Source organism: Nocardia sp. NPDC059240 (assembly GCF_042753865.1).
Lineage (GTDB): Bacteria > Actinomycetota > Actinomycetes > Mycobacteriales > Mycobacteriaceae > Nocardia.
Map to the genome: position 1 here is coordinate 343,869 of NZ_JBHZAC010000009.1, position 16,328 is coordinate 360,196.

Below are 16,328 nucleotides of genomic sequence, written 5' to 3' on the forward strand. Positions count from 1 at the left end.
CAGTCTTAGTTCGGAAGGCAAGTCCTGATGGCCAGATATTCCAACGGCGAGTCCGCATTCTCGCGATTGGTCCGCCTCCTCGAAGCATTCGATGACGATGCGCCGTTCGCCACCGTCTCGGACCTGTCGAAGCGAACCGGGCTGTCCTTGCCCACCGTTTCGCGGATGGTTTCCGATCTCGTCGATCAGGGCTGGCTGCAACGCGATGACGACCGCCGAGTGGTATTCGGTTTGCGAATGTGGGAACTCGGCGTCCGCGCGGTGCCGACACGCAATTTGAGCCGGGTCGCTCGCCCGTATATGACGGAATTGAGCGCCCGGCTCGGTCAGAATGTCCAATTGGGTGTGCGGCAGGGCAATGAGGTTATTTTCGTCGAATTGATGTCCACGCCCGCCGCGGTCCCGGCCTTCGTCCGCGAGCCCGGTGACCGGCTCCCGCTGCACGTGTCCGCGCCGGGGCGGGTGTTGCTCGCGCACGCGCCGATGGCCGTTCAGGAGAGCTTCCTGTCGGACCCGCCGCCGATGGTGTCCCTCGGCGGCGGGTCCGATCTGCACTCCCTGCGGGCGCAACTCGTCGAGATCCGCCGTACCGGTGTCGCTTTCCGTCCGGCGGTGGGCGATCCGGAGTCCACGGCCATCGCAGTGCCGCTCCGCTTGCCCGGCCGGGAAGTGGTCGCGGCCCTGTCGGTGGTGATGCCCCGGACCGAGACCACCCGCACGGCCGTTCCAGCGGCACTGCATGCGACGGGGATGCAGATCGGCCGCGCCCTGGTCGGGGAGCAGATCGCTCAGCCTCCGGTCAGCCGAGGCTGAACGGCTCGCCCCACAGGGTGACCATGCCGACCGTGGTCGGGGTGTACACCTTCGCCTGGACGAACGACCGCGCCTGCGCGTAGCCGCCGCATCCGTTCACCGCGAAGGTCTCGTCGTGCCAGGTCACGCTCTGATGCGGCCCGGACACCCGTGGCGCCGAGTAGTGGCTCTCCTTGTTGTAGTCGTCCGGGACTTCCAGATCGAGCAGATTGAGCACCTTCGCCTGACCGGCCGCCAAGGTCAGCGAGGTCGAGGCACCGCCGCTCGGCGTGATCGTTCCCTGGCCCGAACTGAGGTCGGCGGTGGCCGAGGCATCGACACCGGCCGTCATGCCCGCCGACAGGTCGACCTGGCAGCCGACGATGTAGCCGATGTTCAGCTTGGTGTACGTGGCGGGATCGGCCGCCGCACCACCGCTCAGATCGACCGCACCGTGGCCGCTGGTCCACGCGTTGCGGTGCAAGGGCGTGGCACCCAGCGAGGGATTGATGTTGGCCGATTCCCCGGTCAGGTCGACATCCACAACCGTGCCGTCGCCGATGGTCTGGGTAATGTGCCCGCCGGGCAGCGGCACGATGGTGTCGGCATGCACGGGGGCGGCCGAGAGGCATCCGATGACGGCGGCGCTCAGCCCGAAGCCCGCCAGGCGGGCGATACTGCTCGAGTTGTTCATGTGCGTGTTCCTCGAATATCAGGTTTGAAGAATCGAAAAGCTGTGCGTGCCAGCGAAATTCAGCCGATGCTGAAGGGCTGGCCGTACAGGGTGGTCTTGGAATAGTCGGGACCGACGATTTCCACGGTCACCACCTGACGGGCCTGCGCGTAGCCCGCACAGCCCTGGATCTCGATCTGCTGGTCCTGCAGATCGAAGTGGTACGCACCGCTTTCGACCATGTCCTTCTGATCGAAGTTGACCCACTTGACCTCGCCCGGCCCCAACGGCAGCGACAGCGAGCCCGAAAGCGAAGGGCTCGAGCTGATTCCGGCCGACATCCCCGCCGACAGGCTGCCGAGCGCCACCTGACAGCCCACCAGGTAACCGACCGACATGGTGGAGGCGCCATGCGTGGACGAATCGTTGGTGCCCGCCCCGTTCGCGGGTCCGTTCCACGGACCGACCTTGCCCGTCGGCGTATCGACGTTCGCGGTGATGTGCGACGACAGCCAGGCCACCCGGCCCGCGCCATTGGCGGCCAGCGACGGTGAGATCACAACACTGTTGCCCACGCTGTCGATGGCTACACCCGGTTCGGTGATGTGACCGTCCGGCAATGGCACGAAGGCGTCCGCGTTCGCCGCACCCGCCGAAAGCAGACCGACCGCCGCGGTCACCGCCGCGGCGGCACCCACACTCCGGTAATCCCTCATCTACTGTCCTCACTGAATCAGCACGCCCCATCGAGATCAGGGCGCGGGAATTGTGCGCATTACGCACTCCGGCGAACAGTAGATCGGCTTGTGAATTGCCTCATTATCGATTTCAAACATGGAAATTCGCGCACGATGGCAAGCGAGGTTTCTTTCTTTGAAACCCTGTGATGCAGGCCACAATATATGAAGTTGAATTGCCTGTTGATCATGAGTGATGCGTGCCACTCTGCTGGTCGGCGGAAATGTAGTTCCGCGGTGGAGAGGAAGTTTCCATGAGCATTTTCACGAGGCGCAGCCGTTCCCCGGAGGAATCCGAGCGGCCGGAGGATGCCAGGCACACGCCTTGGCAATTGTTCGCCTACGGCAGCCAGCACATTCTCACGATGTACGGCGGTGTGATCGCGCCGCCGATCATCGTCGGCGGGGCGGCGGGTCTGTCGGTCACCGATATCGGTTTGCTGGTGACGGCGAGCCTGTTCGTGTCGGGACTGGCCACGCTGGTGCAGACGCTGGGTTTCGGACCGTTCGGCAGCAAACTGCCTATCGTGCAAGGTATTTCGTTCGCGGGCGTGTCGACCATGGTGGCGACCGCCTCCACCGGCGGACTGCGCCCGGTGCTGGGGTCCATTATCGTGGCCGGGCTGATCGGCTTGGTGCTGTCGTCGTTCGTGGCCCAGTTGGTGCGGCTGTTCCCGGCGGTGGTGACGGGCTCGATCATCACCGTGATCGGTTTGTCGCTGATGCCGGTCTCGTTCGGTTGGGCGATGGGCAATGATCCGGGCAAGCCCGATTACGGGTCGATGGGCAATATCGGCTTCGCCGGGCTGACGCTGATCATCATCCTGGTGATCAGTCGCCTGTTCCAGGGGGCGATCTCCCGGTTGTCGATTCTGATCGGCTTGGGAGTGGGCACGGTCGTCGCCATCTGCGCGGGGAAGACCGACTTCTCGAGTGTCGGCACCGCGAAGATCGTGGCGCCGCCGCAGCTCTTCCACTTCGGCACACCGACTTTCGAGATCGGCGCGATCATCGCGATGACCGTCGTCATCCTGGTGACCCTGATCGAGACGACCGCCGACATCCTGACGATCGGTGAGATCGTGGGGACCCCGGTCGATGAGCGCCGGGTCGCCGACGGCCTGCGCGCGGACATGCTCTCGACCACGATCGCGCCGGTATTCGGATCCTTCACCTGCAGCGCGTTCGCCCAGAACGTCGGCCTGGTGGCCCTGACCGGAATCAAGAGCCGGTTCGTGGTGGCGACCGGCGGCCTGATCCTGGTACTGCTGGGCCTGCTGCCCGTGGTCGGCGCGGTCGTCGCGGGCATCCCGTACCCGGTGCTCGGCGGGGCCGGTCTGGTGCTGTTCGGTTCGGTCGCCGCCAGCGGCATCCGCACCCTGGCGAAGGTGGACTTCCAGGACAACCTCAATATGGTGATCGTCGCGGTCGGTGTCGGCGTCGGCCTGATTCCCGTTGCCGCCCCGAAGTTCTGGGATGCCTTCCCCGACATGGTGGGCGTGGTCCTGAACTCCGGTATCAGCGCCACCGCCATCGTGGCGGTGCTGCTCAACCTGGCCTTCAACGAATGGAAGTTCGGTCGCCGCCCCGGCGCTTCGGTATTCGCCGCCGCCTCGGACGCGGAGGCCCGGCTGCCGGAGCAGACCCGAATTCCCGACGGCCACCACTGACGTGTGCACGGTCCGCTGAACCGCAAGGGCCCCATATCCGCGAATGGATATGGGGCCCTTCGTCTGTCAGCGAGTGCTCATCGGTTCCCCTGTCGCATGATGCGCTTGCGGGCATCTACGCCGGCTTTACCGACCGCATCGTGCGGCACAGTCCGGAGTTCGTCGTCTGCCACGACGGTGTTGCCACCGACGAGCAGCCGGGCCAATGGGGGCTGCGGTCCGAACACCAACGCGCACACCGGATCCTCGAGCGCGGCCCGGAAGCCGTCCACCCGCCAGACCGCGATATCAGCCAGCTTCCCGACCTCGAGCGAGCCGATCTCGTTGTGCCGCCCAAGATTTCGAGCACCACCCAAGGTGCCGACCTCCAGCGCTTGACGCGCCGTCATCGCCCGCGGTCCACGCACGGCACGCTGAAACAGCAGCGCCTGACGCATCTCACCGGCCATGGACGTCAGCTCCGCCGACGCCGCGCCATCGACACCGAGGCCGACGGGCGCACCCGCGGCCAGCAGGTCGGTGACCCGCGCGATCCCCGCACCCAATCGGGCATTCGAGGTCGGGCAGTGCGCCGACCCGGTGCCGGTCTTCGCGAAGGCCGCAATATCCTTGTCGTGCAGGTGAACCGCATGCGCGAACCACACGTCGTCGCCGAGCCAACCCAGCTTCTCCATGTATTCGACAGGCGTGCAACCCATCTGCTCGATGCAGTGCTCCTCCTCGTCCAGAGTCTCGGCAAGGTGAGTGTGCAGCCGGACCCCGTGCTTGCGAGCCAGCTTGGCGGATTCCACCATCAGACCCTCCGACACCGAGAACGGTGAACAAGGGGCGACGGCCACGCGCAGCATCGAATCGAACGACGGATCGTGATACGTGCGGATGATCTCCTCCGTGCTGGCGAGGATCGCATCACGGTCCTCGACCACCTCATCCGGCGGCAGACCACCCTGCGACTGCCCGCGATCCATCGAACCGCGGCACGGGTGGAAACGGATCCCGATCTCACGCGCCGCACGCACCTCCGCCTCGAACACGTCACCGCGCCCCTTGGGGAAGATGTAGTGGTGATCGGTCGAGGTGGTGGTGCCGGTCAACGCCAGCCAACCCAGACCCGCCTGCGCCGCGCCGTGCACGATCTCCGCGTCCATGGTCGCCCACAGCCGGTAGAGCCCGGTCAGCCACTCGAACAGCGTCGCGTCCTGGAACAGCCCCTGCGTGGCCCATTGGTAGAGGTGGTGGTGGGTATTCACCAGGCCCGGGGTCACCAGGCAACCGGTGCCGGAGAGGCGGTCAGCACCCACCACCGTCGGCGCCGGTCCCGCGCCGAGAGCTTCGATCCGCCCGTCGTCACCGACGATCAGATAGCCGTTGGGAATCTCGTCACCGACAACCGGTGCGATATAAGCGTTTTCAATGACCAACTTGCTCATGCGTGCCCGTCTTCTGTCCGTATTGCGTGTTCCGACAACTAAACTCGGCTGGCGTACGCGCGAAAAACGACGATTCATCCGAACCTGCGAACCGGTTCACTCGGCACCATTTGTAGATTTATCCAGAAACTGTCGCGGAAGATGTGAACAAGATCCGGATACTTTCAATCATTCTTACCGCGCACCCCGAAAGGGGTTGGAAATGGGCATAATCGGCGACCTGAACCATGACATGACACCAAAGGTAGCTCTGCCGCCTCGGCCGGCGCCGCAGCACCCGACCGGTTCCCGCCGCCGGCCCGGTGCGCCGTCAGCTGCAGCGTTCTGCGCCATCACCTCTACTGCGAATGAGGCTCGGGTTGTTGGCGTTTCGGCCAAAAGATGGTGATCGGTCCATGATCCCGACTAACGTAACGTGTTGATGGACGACAGGGCCTCAGTGGTGATCGACCTGGTCAGAGGACCGCTTCTCGTAGCCGGGCGCATCGAGCTTGCCGAGGGAAAGGCAGCCTGCAGTGGATCTTCGTGACGTCCCGTGCGGACCCGGACGTTTACCGGTGCTAGGACACGGTTGGAAGATGTGGCGTGATCCGGTCCAGTTCATGGTGGATCTGGCCGGCACCGGGAAAATCGCACGTGTCGATATCGGGAATCGCGTTGTCTATGTCATCACCGATTTCGAACTGCTCCACAGGGTCTTGGTAGAGAACTCCGACACCTACGAGCGTGGGCTCCTCTTCGATCGCATCCGTCTCATTTTCGAGGAATCGCTGATTGTCGCGGATGGCCAGGAGCACAGGGATCTTCGTCGACTGCTGCAACCGGCGTTCCATCGAACAGAGTTGGAGAACTACGCGCCGGTCGTCAAGCGAAACGCTGATGCGTTGGCGAGTTCGTGGCGACCGGGCCAGATTGTCGAGATCCGTTCCGCGCTGCTGGACATGGTGATTACCGACCTGCTCGGGTCCATGTTCTCGCACGAACCGGACAGCGGTGAGCTGCAACTCATCTCGAGTCTGATCGGGGATATCGGCGGGGGCGCCATCGTGGGCAGTGTGCTGCCGAAGCGACTGGCGAGCCTGCCATTGCCGGTGAACCGCAGATTCCTGTCGGCGGGAACGCGACTGCGAGACTATTGCCGGGACCTGATCATCGCGCGCCGCGACAGCGGTGAGCGCCGCAGCGACCTGATCGATCTCCTGCTGAACTCGCCGGATGTCGAGCACCGGGGCGACAAGTTCCTGGCAGAGCAGGCCGTGACGATTCTCTTCGGTGGGATCGACGCCTTGACCGCCTCGCTGACCTGGGCTTTGTACGAGTTGTCCCAGCGTCCGGAGGTTGCTTCGAAACTGCGGCAGGAAATATTGGACGCGGAAGAATTCAGCCCCGGAAGCCTCGACGAGCTCGACTACCTGAACTGTTTCCTGAACGAGGTGACGCGGATCCATTCGCCGCTACTGCAGACCAGGCGCAGCGTCACCACGGTCGAACTCGATGGTTTCAAATTTCCCGCTGGAACCGATATCGGCTACAGCATTGCGGCGGTGCACCGCAACCCGCAGATTTTCGCCGAGCCGCACACCTTCGACCCCGATCGGTGGTCGCCGTCGAAATCCGGGTCGAAATGCCGGAGCTTCGTTCCGTTCAGCATGGGCAATCAGATGTGTATCGGTCGAAATTTCGCGTGGCCGGTCATGCAGACGACTCTCCACAGCCTGCTGTCGAAGTGGGAGTTCCAGCCGGTCGCGACCAAGCCGCTGCCGCGGGCCATGGGTCCGATCCCCGGGTTGCGGCGGCTGCCGCTCGAGGTTCGCCCGGTCTCAGCTTTGGTCTGATTTGGTGAGTGCCGTCCTGCGCAGTCCGGACATCCGGCGAATGAGGATGGGCAGGACGGCGGCGGTGACGAAGAGGGTGACCGCGACGAGGATGAAGTAGAGCAGCGATCCGGTGCGGCCGAAGCGGGGGCGAAACGCGACCTGCTGACCTGTCGCGGCCACGGCGTTGAGGAACGGGGCATACGCCTGCAGGGTGAATCCGTGGGGCAGCAGATTCATGGAACTCTCGGCCACGTAAACCCAGAACAGGAGAACGGCGACGGCGGCGGACGGAGTGCGAATCAGCGACCCGACCGCGATGCCGACTCCGCACGCGGCGAAAGCGTAGATCGGGACGGTCCAGAGGAACCGGATGCCAGCGGAGTCGGTGATATCCACTGCCCCATACAGTTCGGGGAACTGGTGCGGCAGTGTGACCATGACGACGACCAGCAGCACGACCGTCGATATCGCCGCGATGACGCCGTAGTAGATCCACCGAGCCAATGCGACCGTCCAGCTCCTGGGGAACAGGAAGGTATTGAGATCGCTTGTCTGACCGCGCCGTTGGGTTCCGTGAGCGTAGGCGGCGGTGACCATCATGACCGATACGGAGAAGGTCATCACCCAGTACACGGAGTTGGTGGTCGAGACCGGGGTTACGAAACGCTGCCCGGGGAGAGTGGCGAGTCGTTCTGCGACAGCGGCGATTCCGAAGGTGACCGCCAGCGGTAGCACGAAGGTGAGCGGGACAGCGAAGGCCCACAGGAAACTACGACCGGTGGTGCGAGCCCATTCGGCGGCGACGCCGCGGCGGATGAGGGTGGCCGGACCGGGACTGTTCATCGGGCCGTGCCGGACGCGAGACGGTCAGGCAGTCCGGCAATTCGCACATAGGCGTCTTCGAGGCCGGTCTCGCCCGGCTCGAGCGTGCTCATGAGGTGAGTGAAAGGCTGATCGGCCAGCACACGCCCGTTTCCGAGGATGACGATGTGGTCGGCATTGCGTTCGACCTCATCGAGCAGGTGCGAGGCGACCAGCACACAGGTCCCGGCATCGGCGAGCTCGCGCAGCAGTTCGCGTATCCAGCGGATACCCGCGATGTCGAGGCCGTTGAGCGGTTCGTCGAGCAGCAGGGTCCGAGGCTCGCAGAGCAGTGCGGCGGCGATGCCGACGCGTTGCAGCATGCCGAGCGAATAGTGCCCGAGTCGGCGATCGGCGACCCGGACGAGGTCGACGATCTCGAGGACCTCGCCGACCCGGCCGGTGGGTAAACCGCGTGCCCGAGCGATCCAGCGTAGATGCCGGCGTGCGGTGTGGCGTGGGTCGAAAGCTCGGTAGTCGAGATGCATTCCGAGTGTCGCCGGCGTGGTGTGATGGGCTCGAACCACGGTGTCGTCGACCCGGACGGTCCCGACGGCAGGGGCGATGAGGCCGCAGATACACCGCAGCAGTGTGGTTTTGCCGGTGCCGTTGAGACCGATCAGGTAGGTGAGCGCCCCGTCCGCCACGGTCAGTTCGGGGACATCGAGGACGGTCACGCCCGGGTAGCTCAGGGTGAGGTCACGAATATCGATCACGGTGTCCGGAGCCGGTCAGAAATCACAGGACATCGACAGACCCACGGCCTGAATGCCCTCGCACACCGAGCTGTTGGAGAGTTTCCAGACACCATCGATCCGCTTCCAGACCACGCGCGCAGTGATATCCGGTCGGCCGACCGACCTGGTGCGCAACATTGCGGTGTGCACGATGCCGTCCTGGGTTTCGGGACCGGTGATCTCATTCGACCCGTACGGAGCCCGGAACAGGCCGGTGTTGTAGAGGGCGTCCGCGACCGCGACCGCCCCCATACCGCCTTCCATATTGGCCGCCTTGGCCTGATCCGAGACGCCGGGCGTTTCGATCAGGAACACCACCTGGTCGTGCAGATCATCAAGCGTGGGAACGTCTTTGGTGATGAGGAAATCGCCGGGAGCGGCGGAGGCGGCAGGAGCATTGACAACCGAGGCGCCGGTCGCGACCACGGCGACCGTCATGATCGACGACACGACACCAGCGACAACGTTGAAGGACTTCATCTCTTCATCCTCTGATCAACTGGGACAGCGCAAATTTGGCGCATTCAAGAGTACTCGTGCTCACGGCTGCTTCCTCAGGGTTTGCGGCCGATGGCACCGAGCATGACCATCCGAGTGTCCGGCAAGTCGGGGCGGAGCCACTGTTGTACCGGCACCACACCGGGTTCGAACAACTCGAAACCGGATAGGAAGGCCTCGGTCTGCGGCGTGGTTCGAAAGGCGACCTGGGCCGGAGAGTCGGCGGTGCCGGTGAGCACCCGCAATATCTCCGGGGATGAATCGAGGGAGCCATGGCTGATGACCAGGTAGCTGCCCGGTGCCATCCGATCACGGAAGGCCGCGACGATATCGGCGGGGTGTTCGTGGTCCATCACGTAATGCAGTACGCCGGAGAACAAGACGGCGACCGGTTCGTCGAAGTCGATCAGCCCATTGTCCTCGAGCTGCTCGAAAATATCGCTGGGAGAACGAATGTCGCCCAGCAGGGCGGCGACTCCGGGCGGTCCGGCCAGCAGCGCGTTGCTGTGGGCGACGACGACCGGGTCGTAGTCGACATACACCACGCGCGCCGACGGCTCGAGCTTCTGCGCCACCTCGTGCACGGCCGGCGTGACCGGGATGCCCGAGCCGAGATCGAGGAACTGCCGGATACCCGCATCAGCGGCCATCTCGACCGCTTTGAGCACGAAACCCCGAGCGAACCAGACCAAGGTCTTCAGTTCGGGTACCTGAGAGAGCATCCGACCGGCCATCGCCCGGTCGGTCTCGTAATTGTCCTTTCCGCCCAACAGGTAGTCGTATACCCGGGCGGAATTCAGCTCACCAGGGTCGAGCGAGTGCGGTATCCGTTCGCGCTCCGACGCAGGCCCCTCGGCTTCCTCGACCACAGGTGTAACCGTAACCGAACGCCACCCCGGGTGTACGCGACTCCGGAATTCTGTCGTCGCCCGGACATGGCGCACGACGCGCCATGGGCGAACCACGGTTCGGCACAACACGATCCAACACTCGAGGACCGGGCGACAGCGGCTACTCCCGGCTACCCTCGCGGATCGGACTCGGATCTGTTTCAGCCAGGGCGACGGCGCACGCGACCGCCGACCGAGCCCGGTCGACGGTCGCATAACGGCCCAGACCGCAAGGGGATGCCACGTCCAGTCGGCGGCCGTAAGCCGACTCCGCCGTCGCCAGCGCCTGTCGTGCCTGCGCGAGCGGTTGCGCCGGATGCGCAAGTCCGGCGATAAGCCGCGTGTCGACAGGCAATTCGAGGCGCGCCAGCGGCGCGTAGTACCGCGGCCGAACCGGCGCTTGCTTGCCGTCGCCGATGGGCATGTGGACGAAATCGAGCTGCCTCCCCGCCGGCCAGTATCGCGCTATCGCGTTGGCCAGCGCGACCACCCCGGCCGTCGACCTCGGTGTCACGGCAGGCTTGTCGTCGAGGCTCCCGTAACACAGGTGCACCCCGAAACGGGCACCGTAGGGGGCCCGGGTGACGAGGCGTCCGATGGCTCGACCGGCCGCCGTGGCCAGACCCTGCCGCAGCCCCGGGGGTGTGGCCGCGCAGAGGAGCGTCTCGGCCGCCAGTTCGAGCTGGAATACGACGTTGTCCCCCAACGCCTCATGGATCCGGACGATCTCCCGGACCGTGGCGTCGACGATCGGGCGGTAGTAGGGGAAGCCCCGACGCCACCTGAGCATGCGCGCCTCGAAGGCGATGAAACCGATGACGAAGGGTGTCGGTATGCCTACCTGCAAGCGAAGTCCGGGATCGGTTCGGCGCAGTTCGGCCAACGCCTTCCCGGCGCGCTCGGCCTCCGCCGCATAGCCGAGCGCGGCGTCGACATCGGCTTCGGTCAGCGATCGACCTGCCCGCAGCCGAAAGGTGTCCCGGGAACGCAGCGTCGACCAGTCACCGCTGCGCACCGGCGCCAACGCCGGGATGCCGCCGAGCCGATCGATGATGGGTCTGACGTACCACTGCGCGCGATAGGGATCCGCTTCACCGCCCGGAACCATGCCATCCAGGAATTCACCGGCCGTGTCGACAGCGAACGCCATCGCCTGCTCCGGACTGTCCAACTGTGCGGGCAGGCTGCCCACGAAATGGACCTTACGCTGGGGCTGCACAGCGCCAGTCTCGCATATCCGGATCGGTCAGCTCGGCGTTGTCGCCCAACTCTGGTGTTCGCCGCGCTCGCGGGCCACCTCGCCGATGATCCGGCCGGGCGGTTCACCGGCGTCCTTTCGTGCCACCGTGAAATGGGCTCCGGTCGCCAATTCGGTTGGGGTGCAGGCGTATGCGGGGGTAACCAGGAGTTCCAGGTCGGCGGCGCACACGCGGACCCCGGTGCGGGCGCCCGTCAGGACGAGGGGGACCACCTCGGCCCAGGCGTCGTGCGGGCGGCGTTGCAGGACGATCGGCCGGGGTCCGGCCACCTGTGCCATCGCGTCCAAAGTGGCGGGGATGCCGGTCATTTCGTGGCGGCGGTTGGCCAGCGATTGCGTCAGTCCACTCACCGCGATGCCGACGATCAGCAGACTGATGGCGGCATATCTCCATTGCACGGTTCGTGACTGGCTGATCCGCCGGGTGACACCGGTCAGGAGAAGCATGAACATGAACAGCGGCACGGCGTACGAGAAGTAGCCGATGTAGGACTCGTCGATCTGGTCGATGCCGATCATCGCGTAGACACATATGAGCGGCACGGTCGCCGCGCAGAACGCCAGGCCGGTACGCAGGAATTCGTCGCCGCGCGCCAACAGGCTGACGAGGGCGAAAAGGGCGATGAGGATAACGCAGCCGAGCACGCGGTTCGGGCCCCAGAATTGCACCGTGTAGGACAACGCCGTCCAGGGCGCGTGCATGGCGTGGCCGCCGCCGTAGCCGACATATTTCACGAGTTCCCCGGGGAAGTGCAGGATCCCGTCGAGCAGGATCGTCGAGGCGAAGATGGCGGCGATGCCGCCGAAAAGCCACCAATCACGCTTGGCGACAGCCAGTTTGCGCCGTCGAATGAGATACAGCGCCGCACCGCCCAGCAACGGCACGAAGAACAAGAACTCCGCATGCCCGTGAATGAGCAGACCGCCCGCGAGCGCGACCATCCAGAGGTGCCGAGTACGGCCCGCGACCACCGAGGAAATTGCGACCAGCAGTAGCAGGAATGGCGCGAAATACACGTAGGGGAACCAGATTCCGCTGATCAAGTCGCGATACGCGGTGAGGAAGAGCAGAGTCGTCCCACCGAGCCCGATGATGAGCGTCGATGACGGATACCAGTCGTGGACGATGCTCGATACCAGCGCCAGCAGCGCGGCATTGAGCAGCAGAATCGCGATCGCCTGTCCGTTCCAGGGTGACGGCACCACATGCAATACGTCGTAGCAGAGCCATTCACCCAGGGCCTGCACATAAATGAACGCAGGCCCCGGATGATGAAACCCCACCCGAGAGTAGTTGCCGACCAGCAGCTCGAAATCCTTCGCCGCCAGCACCTGAATCGAAACGGACGCCATGTCCCCCTCCTCGACCACGATCCTGGTGAACAGGTCCCGGCTGCTGGCCAGCAAAGCCGTGGCATAAGCGAGCCAAGCTACGATGAAGACTCTCACGAGCCGCGAGCTTATCGGGCAAAACGGACATTCCCGCATTCGATCACGGCCCACCCCAACGCATTCAGCTTCTCGCGGAAGCGGGACCGTCAGGATTCGGGGATCGGTTGCGGCTGCGTGCCCGGGGGCAGGGAGCCGCAGTTCTGCGGCGCGGGAACGCCGTTGAATCGATCTGCCATCCAGCCCAGGGTCTTCAGGGCCCACACGGCGCCGGTGATGCCGTGGCTGACCGGATACTGCTCGTACTGCACGGTGACGCCACGGTCGCAGTATTCCTGGGCCAATCCCGCGGAATCGGCGGCCACCATGATGCCGTCGCCGGGACCGATGTCCGGTTTCGTCAGCGTGCCTTCCAGCTCACCGAGCGTCCCCTGTGCGATGTAGAGCGGAGCCGTCGGGGTACCGCCGGTGCCCATGATCAGCTTGTTCACGGCGTGGACGAACGCCGGAATCGATTCCGGCCGTGCGTATTCGGGCTTGACCAGCTGCTGCCAGGTGAGCAGTGGCCCGCCGTTGAGGAGTGCCTTGTCGATGCAACCGTCCTGGATGGTGTCGGTGATGCGTTTTCCGTAGTCGCTGAGGTACGGCGTCATGTCGATGCCGTAGGCCCGGGAAGCGCCGACCACGGCCATGGGTATGACCGTCGACCAGAACAGTGAGCCCGAGGCATATTTCAGGTTGTGGATCGGGTCGACCGGCAGCCCACCCGCCGCGGCACCGACAAGATGCGCGTTGACGTCCGGCGCATAGTCGGGAGCCATTTCACTTGCCCATTCGGTGCCGATCCCGCCACCGGAGTAGCCCAGCATCCCGACCGGAACGTCGGAGGGCAGCCCGACCTCGGGTGAGTTCAGTGCGGCACGAATACCGTCGAGCACACCCATTCCGGCCTGCGGGCCGACCCCGAAATCGGGACGCTGACCTTCGAAGTCGGAGGTGAGGACGGTGTACCCCTGAGTGAGCAGGGCGATGACGCCGCCCGATTCGCCGGTGAACCCCGAGCCGAGCGGATCGTCGAGGAAGCCTCCAGCCACGTTGTACGACGGTTCACAGTTGGGACTGAGGCTGTCGTAGGCGGACTGATAGGACACCAGCCGGGTCTGGGCGGTGGGAACGAGCGGCTTCATCACCGAAGTGACCGTGGCCGCGGGGGCACCGAGCGCCGTCGTGGTGCGGTAGAGCAACTGAGTCACCTTGATCGGCAAGGGAATTCCCGCGAGATGAAAGTCGACCACCCGGGTCTTCAGGACCGCCCCCGGCGCGATGTCGGCCAGTGCCGCCGCGTCGTAGCCGTAGAACGGGTCCGCTGCCGGAGACGCGCCCGCCGTCGGGGCCGCCACGATCTGCGTCGCGACGGCGATACCCGCCACGACCGCCATTGTCGTTGCCGCGCAACGACGTCCGATGTCGAACAACTGCATGATGTCCACCCTCACCACTGTGTACGTGCGCGGTCGGGTTCGGTCGGTCCCGGCCGCAAACTTGAATCGAATGCACTATTGCATCGGATTCAGTTCTGTACTCGCACTTTGACCCAGACAGTTGGAGTGACGTGCCTCACCGCAACCCTGTTCGATACGATTCCGAATCAGATCGAGTTTCGACAGTTCGACAGAAGGAACTCCGTGTGAGTACGAGCGCCGCCGATCCGGCCGCAACCCTTGCGCCCGCCCCGCCACCACGGGTGACCAAGCGGCGAGCCGAAACCCGGCAGCGCATGCTCGCGGCGGCGTACGAGGTTTTCGCCGAGGAGGGTTTCGGCCGCACCAAACCGGAGATGATCTGCGAGCGGGCCGGTTACACCCGTGGCGCGTTCTACTCGCAGTTCTCGTCGATGAACGAACTGTTCCTGATCCTGTGGGAGCAGCGCTCGCAGCAGCTCCTGACCGATATCAACGCGGTCCTCGAAGCCGAGCCCGACACCAAGATCCGCGATCTGCGCGCGGCGGTGGACCATGCGCTGCGCGCGGTTCCCTTGGACGAGAAGTGGTTTCGCATCAACTCCGAGTTCAACGCACACGCGCAGCGGGATCCGGAACTGCGGCGGATCGTGGTCGCCCAGGAGCAGGAGAACCTGACCGCCCTCATGCCTGCGATCGAGACCCTGCTGGCCCATGCCGGACGACGTGTCGTCGACCGCGACGAGCTCGGTCAGGCGCTGGCGGCGGTCGAAGACGGCACCGCGATCCAGTGCCTGATGGATCCCGACGAGGAGAAGCTCCGGCAACGCCGCGCCAAACTCTTCGTGCACGTGGTGCTCGCCTACACCGTCGAAATCGAACGACAGCCGAAACCCGCCGACTGAACTCGGGCAGTCGCATCGCAGTTCTCACGAGGTGATGTGGCCCGCGGCTGCGGTATTGGCGACCGCGATGGCGCCCATATCCTCCAGCGCGGGTCGGATGGCCTTGCCGAGATAGCCGGTGATGAAACCCGAGAAGGGCCGCGCCCACGATGAGAAGTCGATGCCGGCTCGGTAGTGGACCCGGCAACTCGTGGCGCTGACGGGTTCGACGGTTACGCGCTCCATGAATTTCGAGAAGACCCCCGGCCGAACGGTATTCGCGGTGAAGGACCACAGGGTCGGCTCTTCCCAGCCGATGAAGGTTTCGGTCAATCCACCTAATCCGTAGAGCCAGACGACTTTACGAGTGGCGCCGACGCCGTGTTCGGGGTCCGAAGTCGGCACGACCTTGGTGACAATCCAGCCGAGCCACTTCTCGCCGCCGCGGTTGTCCTTCAACACCTCGAAGAGGTTCGCGGCCGACGTCGCGACCTCGACCGTGCAGTTGACCTGGTACGGCGCCGACTCGGCGAATTCCAGGGTCACAGGTTCCGTTTTCGCCATGACTTACACCCCTTCGAATGATGGGAGAGCATTTACGACCGCGGTTCAGCGAATATTACGCGCCCGTAGCAATGGCTGACCGATCCCGTGTCCCGCATCACAGGGGGAACGTTCAGCCCTGCTGGAGGACCTCGATGCCGAGGGTCAGGGTGATCTTGTCGCCGATGACGGCGCCGCCGTCGGCGAGGGGCATGTCGATGGTGATGCCGAAGTCGCGGCGGTTGATGACGGTGGTGGCCTCGAAGCCGGCGACCGGGCCCTGGCCCATACCCGGGTTGACGCCCAGGAATTCGACATCCAGGGTGACCGGCTTGGTGACGCCGGCAATGCTGAATTCGCCGTCGACGACGAAATCGTCGCCCTTGACGCGGAATCCGGTGGATTTGAAGGTGGCGAGCGGGAAGTTCTCGGCGCTGAAGAAGTCGGCGGTGCGCAGGTGGGCGTCGCGCTGCGGGTTGTCGGTGGTCACCGAGTCGACGCGGATCTCGGCCTCGGCGGCGGCGGAACCGTCTTCGCCGATGACGAGCTTGCCGGAGAAGTCGGTGAAGCGGCCGCGGACCTTGCTCACCATCATGTGGCGTACGGAGAAACCGAGCGTGGAGTGCGCGGCATCGATCACCCAGGTGCCGGCGGTCAGTGCGGTGGCGGTGGTGCTGGTCATGAGCTGC

The 16,328-nt window shown here is 64.8% G+C and carries 16 protein-coding genes; 4 read left to right on the forward strand and 12 right to left on the reverse strand.

Translation table 11 applies throughout. The features are described from left to right. Positions 1-27: 27 nt before the first annotated feature. Complete coding sequence (locus tag ACFXHA_RS31465; RefSeq protein WP_379362591.1) at positions 28-813, forward strand: IclR family transcriptional regulator; 786 nt, start codon at positions 28-30, stop codon at positions 811-813. Here the strand turns inward: ACFXHA_RS31465 and ACFXHA_RS31470 are convergent. Beyond that, positions 800-1,486: an MspA family porin gene (locus ACFXHA_RS31470; RefSeq protein WP_379362592.1), complete on the reverse strand. Its 687-nt coding sequence runs from the start codon at positions 1,484-1,486 to the stop codon at positions 800-802. The two genes, ACFXHA_RS31465 and ACFXHA_RS31470, sit on opposite strands and share 14 nt — an antisense overlap. A 59-nt stretch (positions 1,487-1,545) precedes the next feature. Further along, a complete protein-coding gene (locus ACFXHA_RS31475) occupies positions 1,546-2,181 on the reverse strand; it encodes an MspA family porin (RefSeq protein WP_379362593.1) in 636 nt (211 codons plus the stop codon). A gap of 275 nt (positions 2,182-2,456) precedes the next feature. Between ACFXHA_RS31475 and ACFXHA_RS31480 the strand changes: the two genes are divergently transcribed. Then, a complete protein-coding gene (locus ACFXHA_RS31480) occupies positions 2,457-3,872 on the forward strand; it encodes a nucleobase:cation symporter-2 family protein (RefSeq protein ID WP_379362594.1) in 1,416 nt (471 codons plus the stop codon). A gap of 77 nt (positions 3,873-3,949) precedes the next feature. Here the strand turns inward: ACFXHA_RS31480 and ACFXHA_RS31485 are convergent, their stop codons facing one another. After that, positions 3,950-5,302, reverse strand: coding sequence for an 8-oxoguanine deaminase (locus ACFXHA_RS31485; protein WP_379362595.1), 1,353 nt, complete (start codon positions 5,300-5,302; stop codon positions 3,950-3,952). Positions 5,303-5,880: 578 nt separating this feature from the next. On the opposite strand from ACFXHA_RS31485, the gene ACFXHA_RS31490 reads away from it, so the two are divergent. Further along, the gene (locus ACFXHA_RS31490) at positions 5,881-7,137 is read left to right on the forward strand and encodes a cytochrome P450 (protein WP_379362596.1); all 1,257 of its coding nucleotides are present in this window, start codon (positions 5,881-5,883) and stop codon (positions 7,135-7,137) included. Here ACFXHA_RS31490 and ACFXHA_RS31495 read toward each other — a convergent pair. The 7 genes from ACFXHA_RS31495 to ACFXHA_RS31525 form a co-directional block, all read right to left on the reverse strand. Further along, positions 7,123-7,962 carry an ABC transporter permease gene (locus ACFXHA_RS31495; RefSeq protein WP_379362597.1) on the reverse strand — a complete coding sequence of 280 codons (840 nt, stop codon included), beginning with the start codon at positions 7,960-7,962 and terminating at the stop codon, positions 7,123-7,125. The genes ACFXHA_RS31490 and ACFXHA_RS31495 overlap by 15 nt on opposite strands. Further along, positions 7,959-8,696 (reverse strand): ABC transporter ATP-binding protein, encoded by a 738-nt coding sequence (locus tag ACFXHA_RS31500; protein WP_379362598.1) that lies wholly within the window; start codon positions 8,694-8,696, stop codon positions 7,959-7,961. The genes ACFXHA_RS31495 and ACFXHA_RS31500 overlap by 4 nt, the downstream gene beginning before the upstream one ends. 15 nt (positions 8,697-8,711) lie before the next feature. Next, complete coding sequence (locus ACFXHA_RS31505; RefSeq protein WP_379362599.1) at positions 8,712-9,197, reverse strand: hypothetical protein; 486 nt, start codon at positions 9,195-9,197, stop codon at positions 8,712-8,714. Positions 9,198-9,271: 74 nt separating this feature from the next. Continuing rightward, on the reverse strand, positions 9,272-10,084 hold the full coding sequence (locus tag ACFXHA_RS31510; protein ID WP_379362600.1) for an SAM-dependent methyltransferase: 813 nt from the start codon (positions 10,082-10,084) through the stop codon (positions 9,272-9,274). A 142-nt stretch (positions 10,085-10,226) separates the two neighbouring features. Beyond that, positions 10,227-11,324 carry a hypothetical protein gene (locus ACFXHA_RS31515; protein ID WP_379362601.1) on the reverse strand — a complete coding sequence of 366 codons (1,098 nt, stop codon included), beginning with the start codon at positions 11,322-11,324 and terminating at the stop codon, positions 10,227-10,229. A gap of 27 nt (positions 11,325-11,351) precedes the next feature. Then, entirely contained in the window at positions 11,352-12,812 is a 1,461-nt protein-coding gene (locus ACFXHA_RS31520) for a hypothetical protein (protein WP_379362602.1), read from the reverse strand. Positions 12,813-12,901: 89 nt separating this feature from the next. Then, positions 12,902-14,233: a lipase family protein gene (locus ACFXHA_RS31525; protein WP_379362603.1), complete on the reverse strand. Its 1,332-nt coding sequence runs from the start codon at positions 14,231-14,233 to the stop codon at positions 12,902-12,904. Between the two features lie 206 nt (positions 14,234-14,439). Here ACFXHA_RS31525 and ACFXHA_RS31530 point away from each other — a divergent pair, with 206 nt between their 5' ends. Further along, positions 14,440-15,117 carry a TetR/AcrR family transcriptional regulator gene (locus ACFXHA_RS31530; RefSeq protein ID WP_379362604.1) on the forward strand — a complete coding sequence of 226 codons (678 nt, stop codon included), beginning with the start codon at positions 14,440-14,442 and terminating at the stop codon, positions 15,115-15,117. Positions 15,118-15,141: 24 nt separating this feature from the next. On the opposite strand, the gene ACFXHA_RS31535 is transcribed toward ACFXHA_RS31530, so the two are convergent. Continuing rightward, the gene (locus tag ACFXHA_RS31535) at positions 15,142-15,660 is read right to left on the reverse strand and encodes an SRPBCC family protein (protein ID WP_379362605.1); all 519 of its coding nucleotides are present in this window, start codon (positions 15,658-15,660) and stop codon (positions 15,142-15,144) included. A gap of 112 nt (positions 15,661-15,772) precedes the next feature. Continuing rightward, positions 15,773-16,321, reverse strand: a complete 549-nt coding sequence (locus ACFXHA_RS31540) for a YceI family protein (RefSeq protein ID WP_379362606.1) — start codon at positions 16,319-16,321, stop codon at positions 15,773-15,775. Positions 16,322-16,328 lie beyond the last annotated feature (7 nt).

Excerpts from the sequence above, each read along its gene's own strand:
- ACFXHA_RS31505 (WP_379362599.1), bottom strand. The coding sequence starts at position 9,197 with ATGAAGTCCTTCAACGTTGTCGCTGGTGTCGTGTCGTCGATCATGACG.
- ACFXHA_RS31495 (WP_379362597.1), bottom strand. The coding sequence starts at position 7,962 with ATGAACAGTCCCGGTCCGGCCACCCTCATCCGCCGCGGCGTCGCCGCC.
- ACFXHA_RS31490 (WP_379362596.1), top strand. The coding sequence starts at position 5,881 with ATGTGGCGTGATCCGGTCCAGTTCATGGTGGATCTGGCCGGCACCGGG.
- ACFXHA_RS31465 (WP_379362591.1), top strand. The coding sequence starts at position 28 with ATGGCCAGATATTCCAACGGCGAGTCCGCATTCTCGCGATTGGTCCGC.
- ACFXHA_RS31485 (WP_379362595.1), bottom strand. The coding sequence starts at position 5,302 with ATGAGCAAGTTGGTCATTGAAAACGCTTATATCGCACCGGTTGTCGGT.
- ACFXHA_RS31470 (WP_379362592.1), bottom strand. The coding sequence starts at position 1,486 with ATGAACAACTCGAGCAGTATCGCCCGCCTGGCGGGCTTCGGGCTGAGC.
- ACFXHA_RS31540 (WP_379362606.1), bottom strand. The coding sequence starts at position 16,321 with ATGACCAGCACCACCGCCACCGCACTGACCGCCGGCACCTGGGTGATC.
- ACFXHA_RS31525 (WP_379362603.1), bottom strand. The coding sequence starts at position 14,233 with ATGCAGTTGTTCGACATCGGACGTCGTTGCGCGGCAACGACAATGGCG.
- ACFXHA_RS31535 (WP_379362605.1), bottom strand. The coding sequence starts at position 15,660 with ATGGCGAAAACGGAACCTGTGACCCTGGAATTCGCCGAGTCGGCGCCG.
- ACFXHA_RS31480 (WP_379362594.1), top strand. The coding sequence starts at position 2,457 with ATGAGCATTTTCACGAGGCGCAGCCGTTCCCCGGAGGAATCCGAGCGG.
- ACFXHA_RS31475 (WP_379362593.1), bottom strand. The coding sequence starts at position 2,181 with ATGAGGGATTACCGGAGTGTGGGTGCCGCCGCGGCGGTGACCGCGGCG.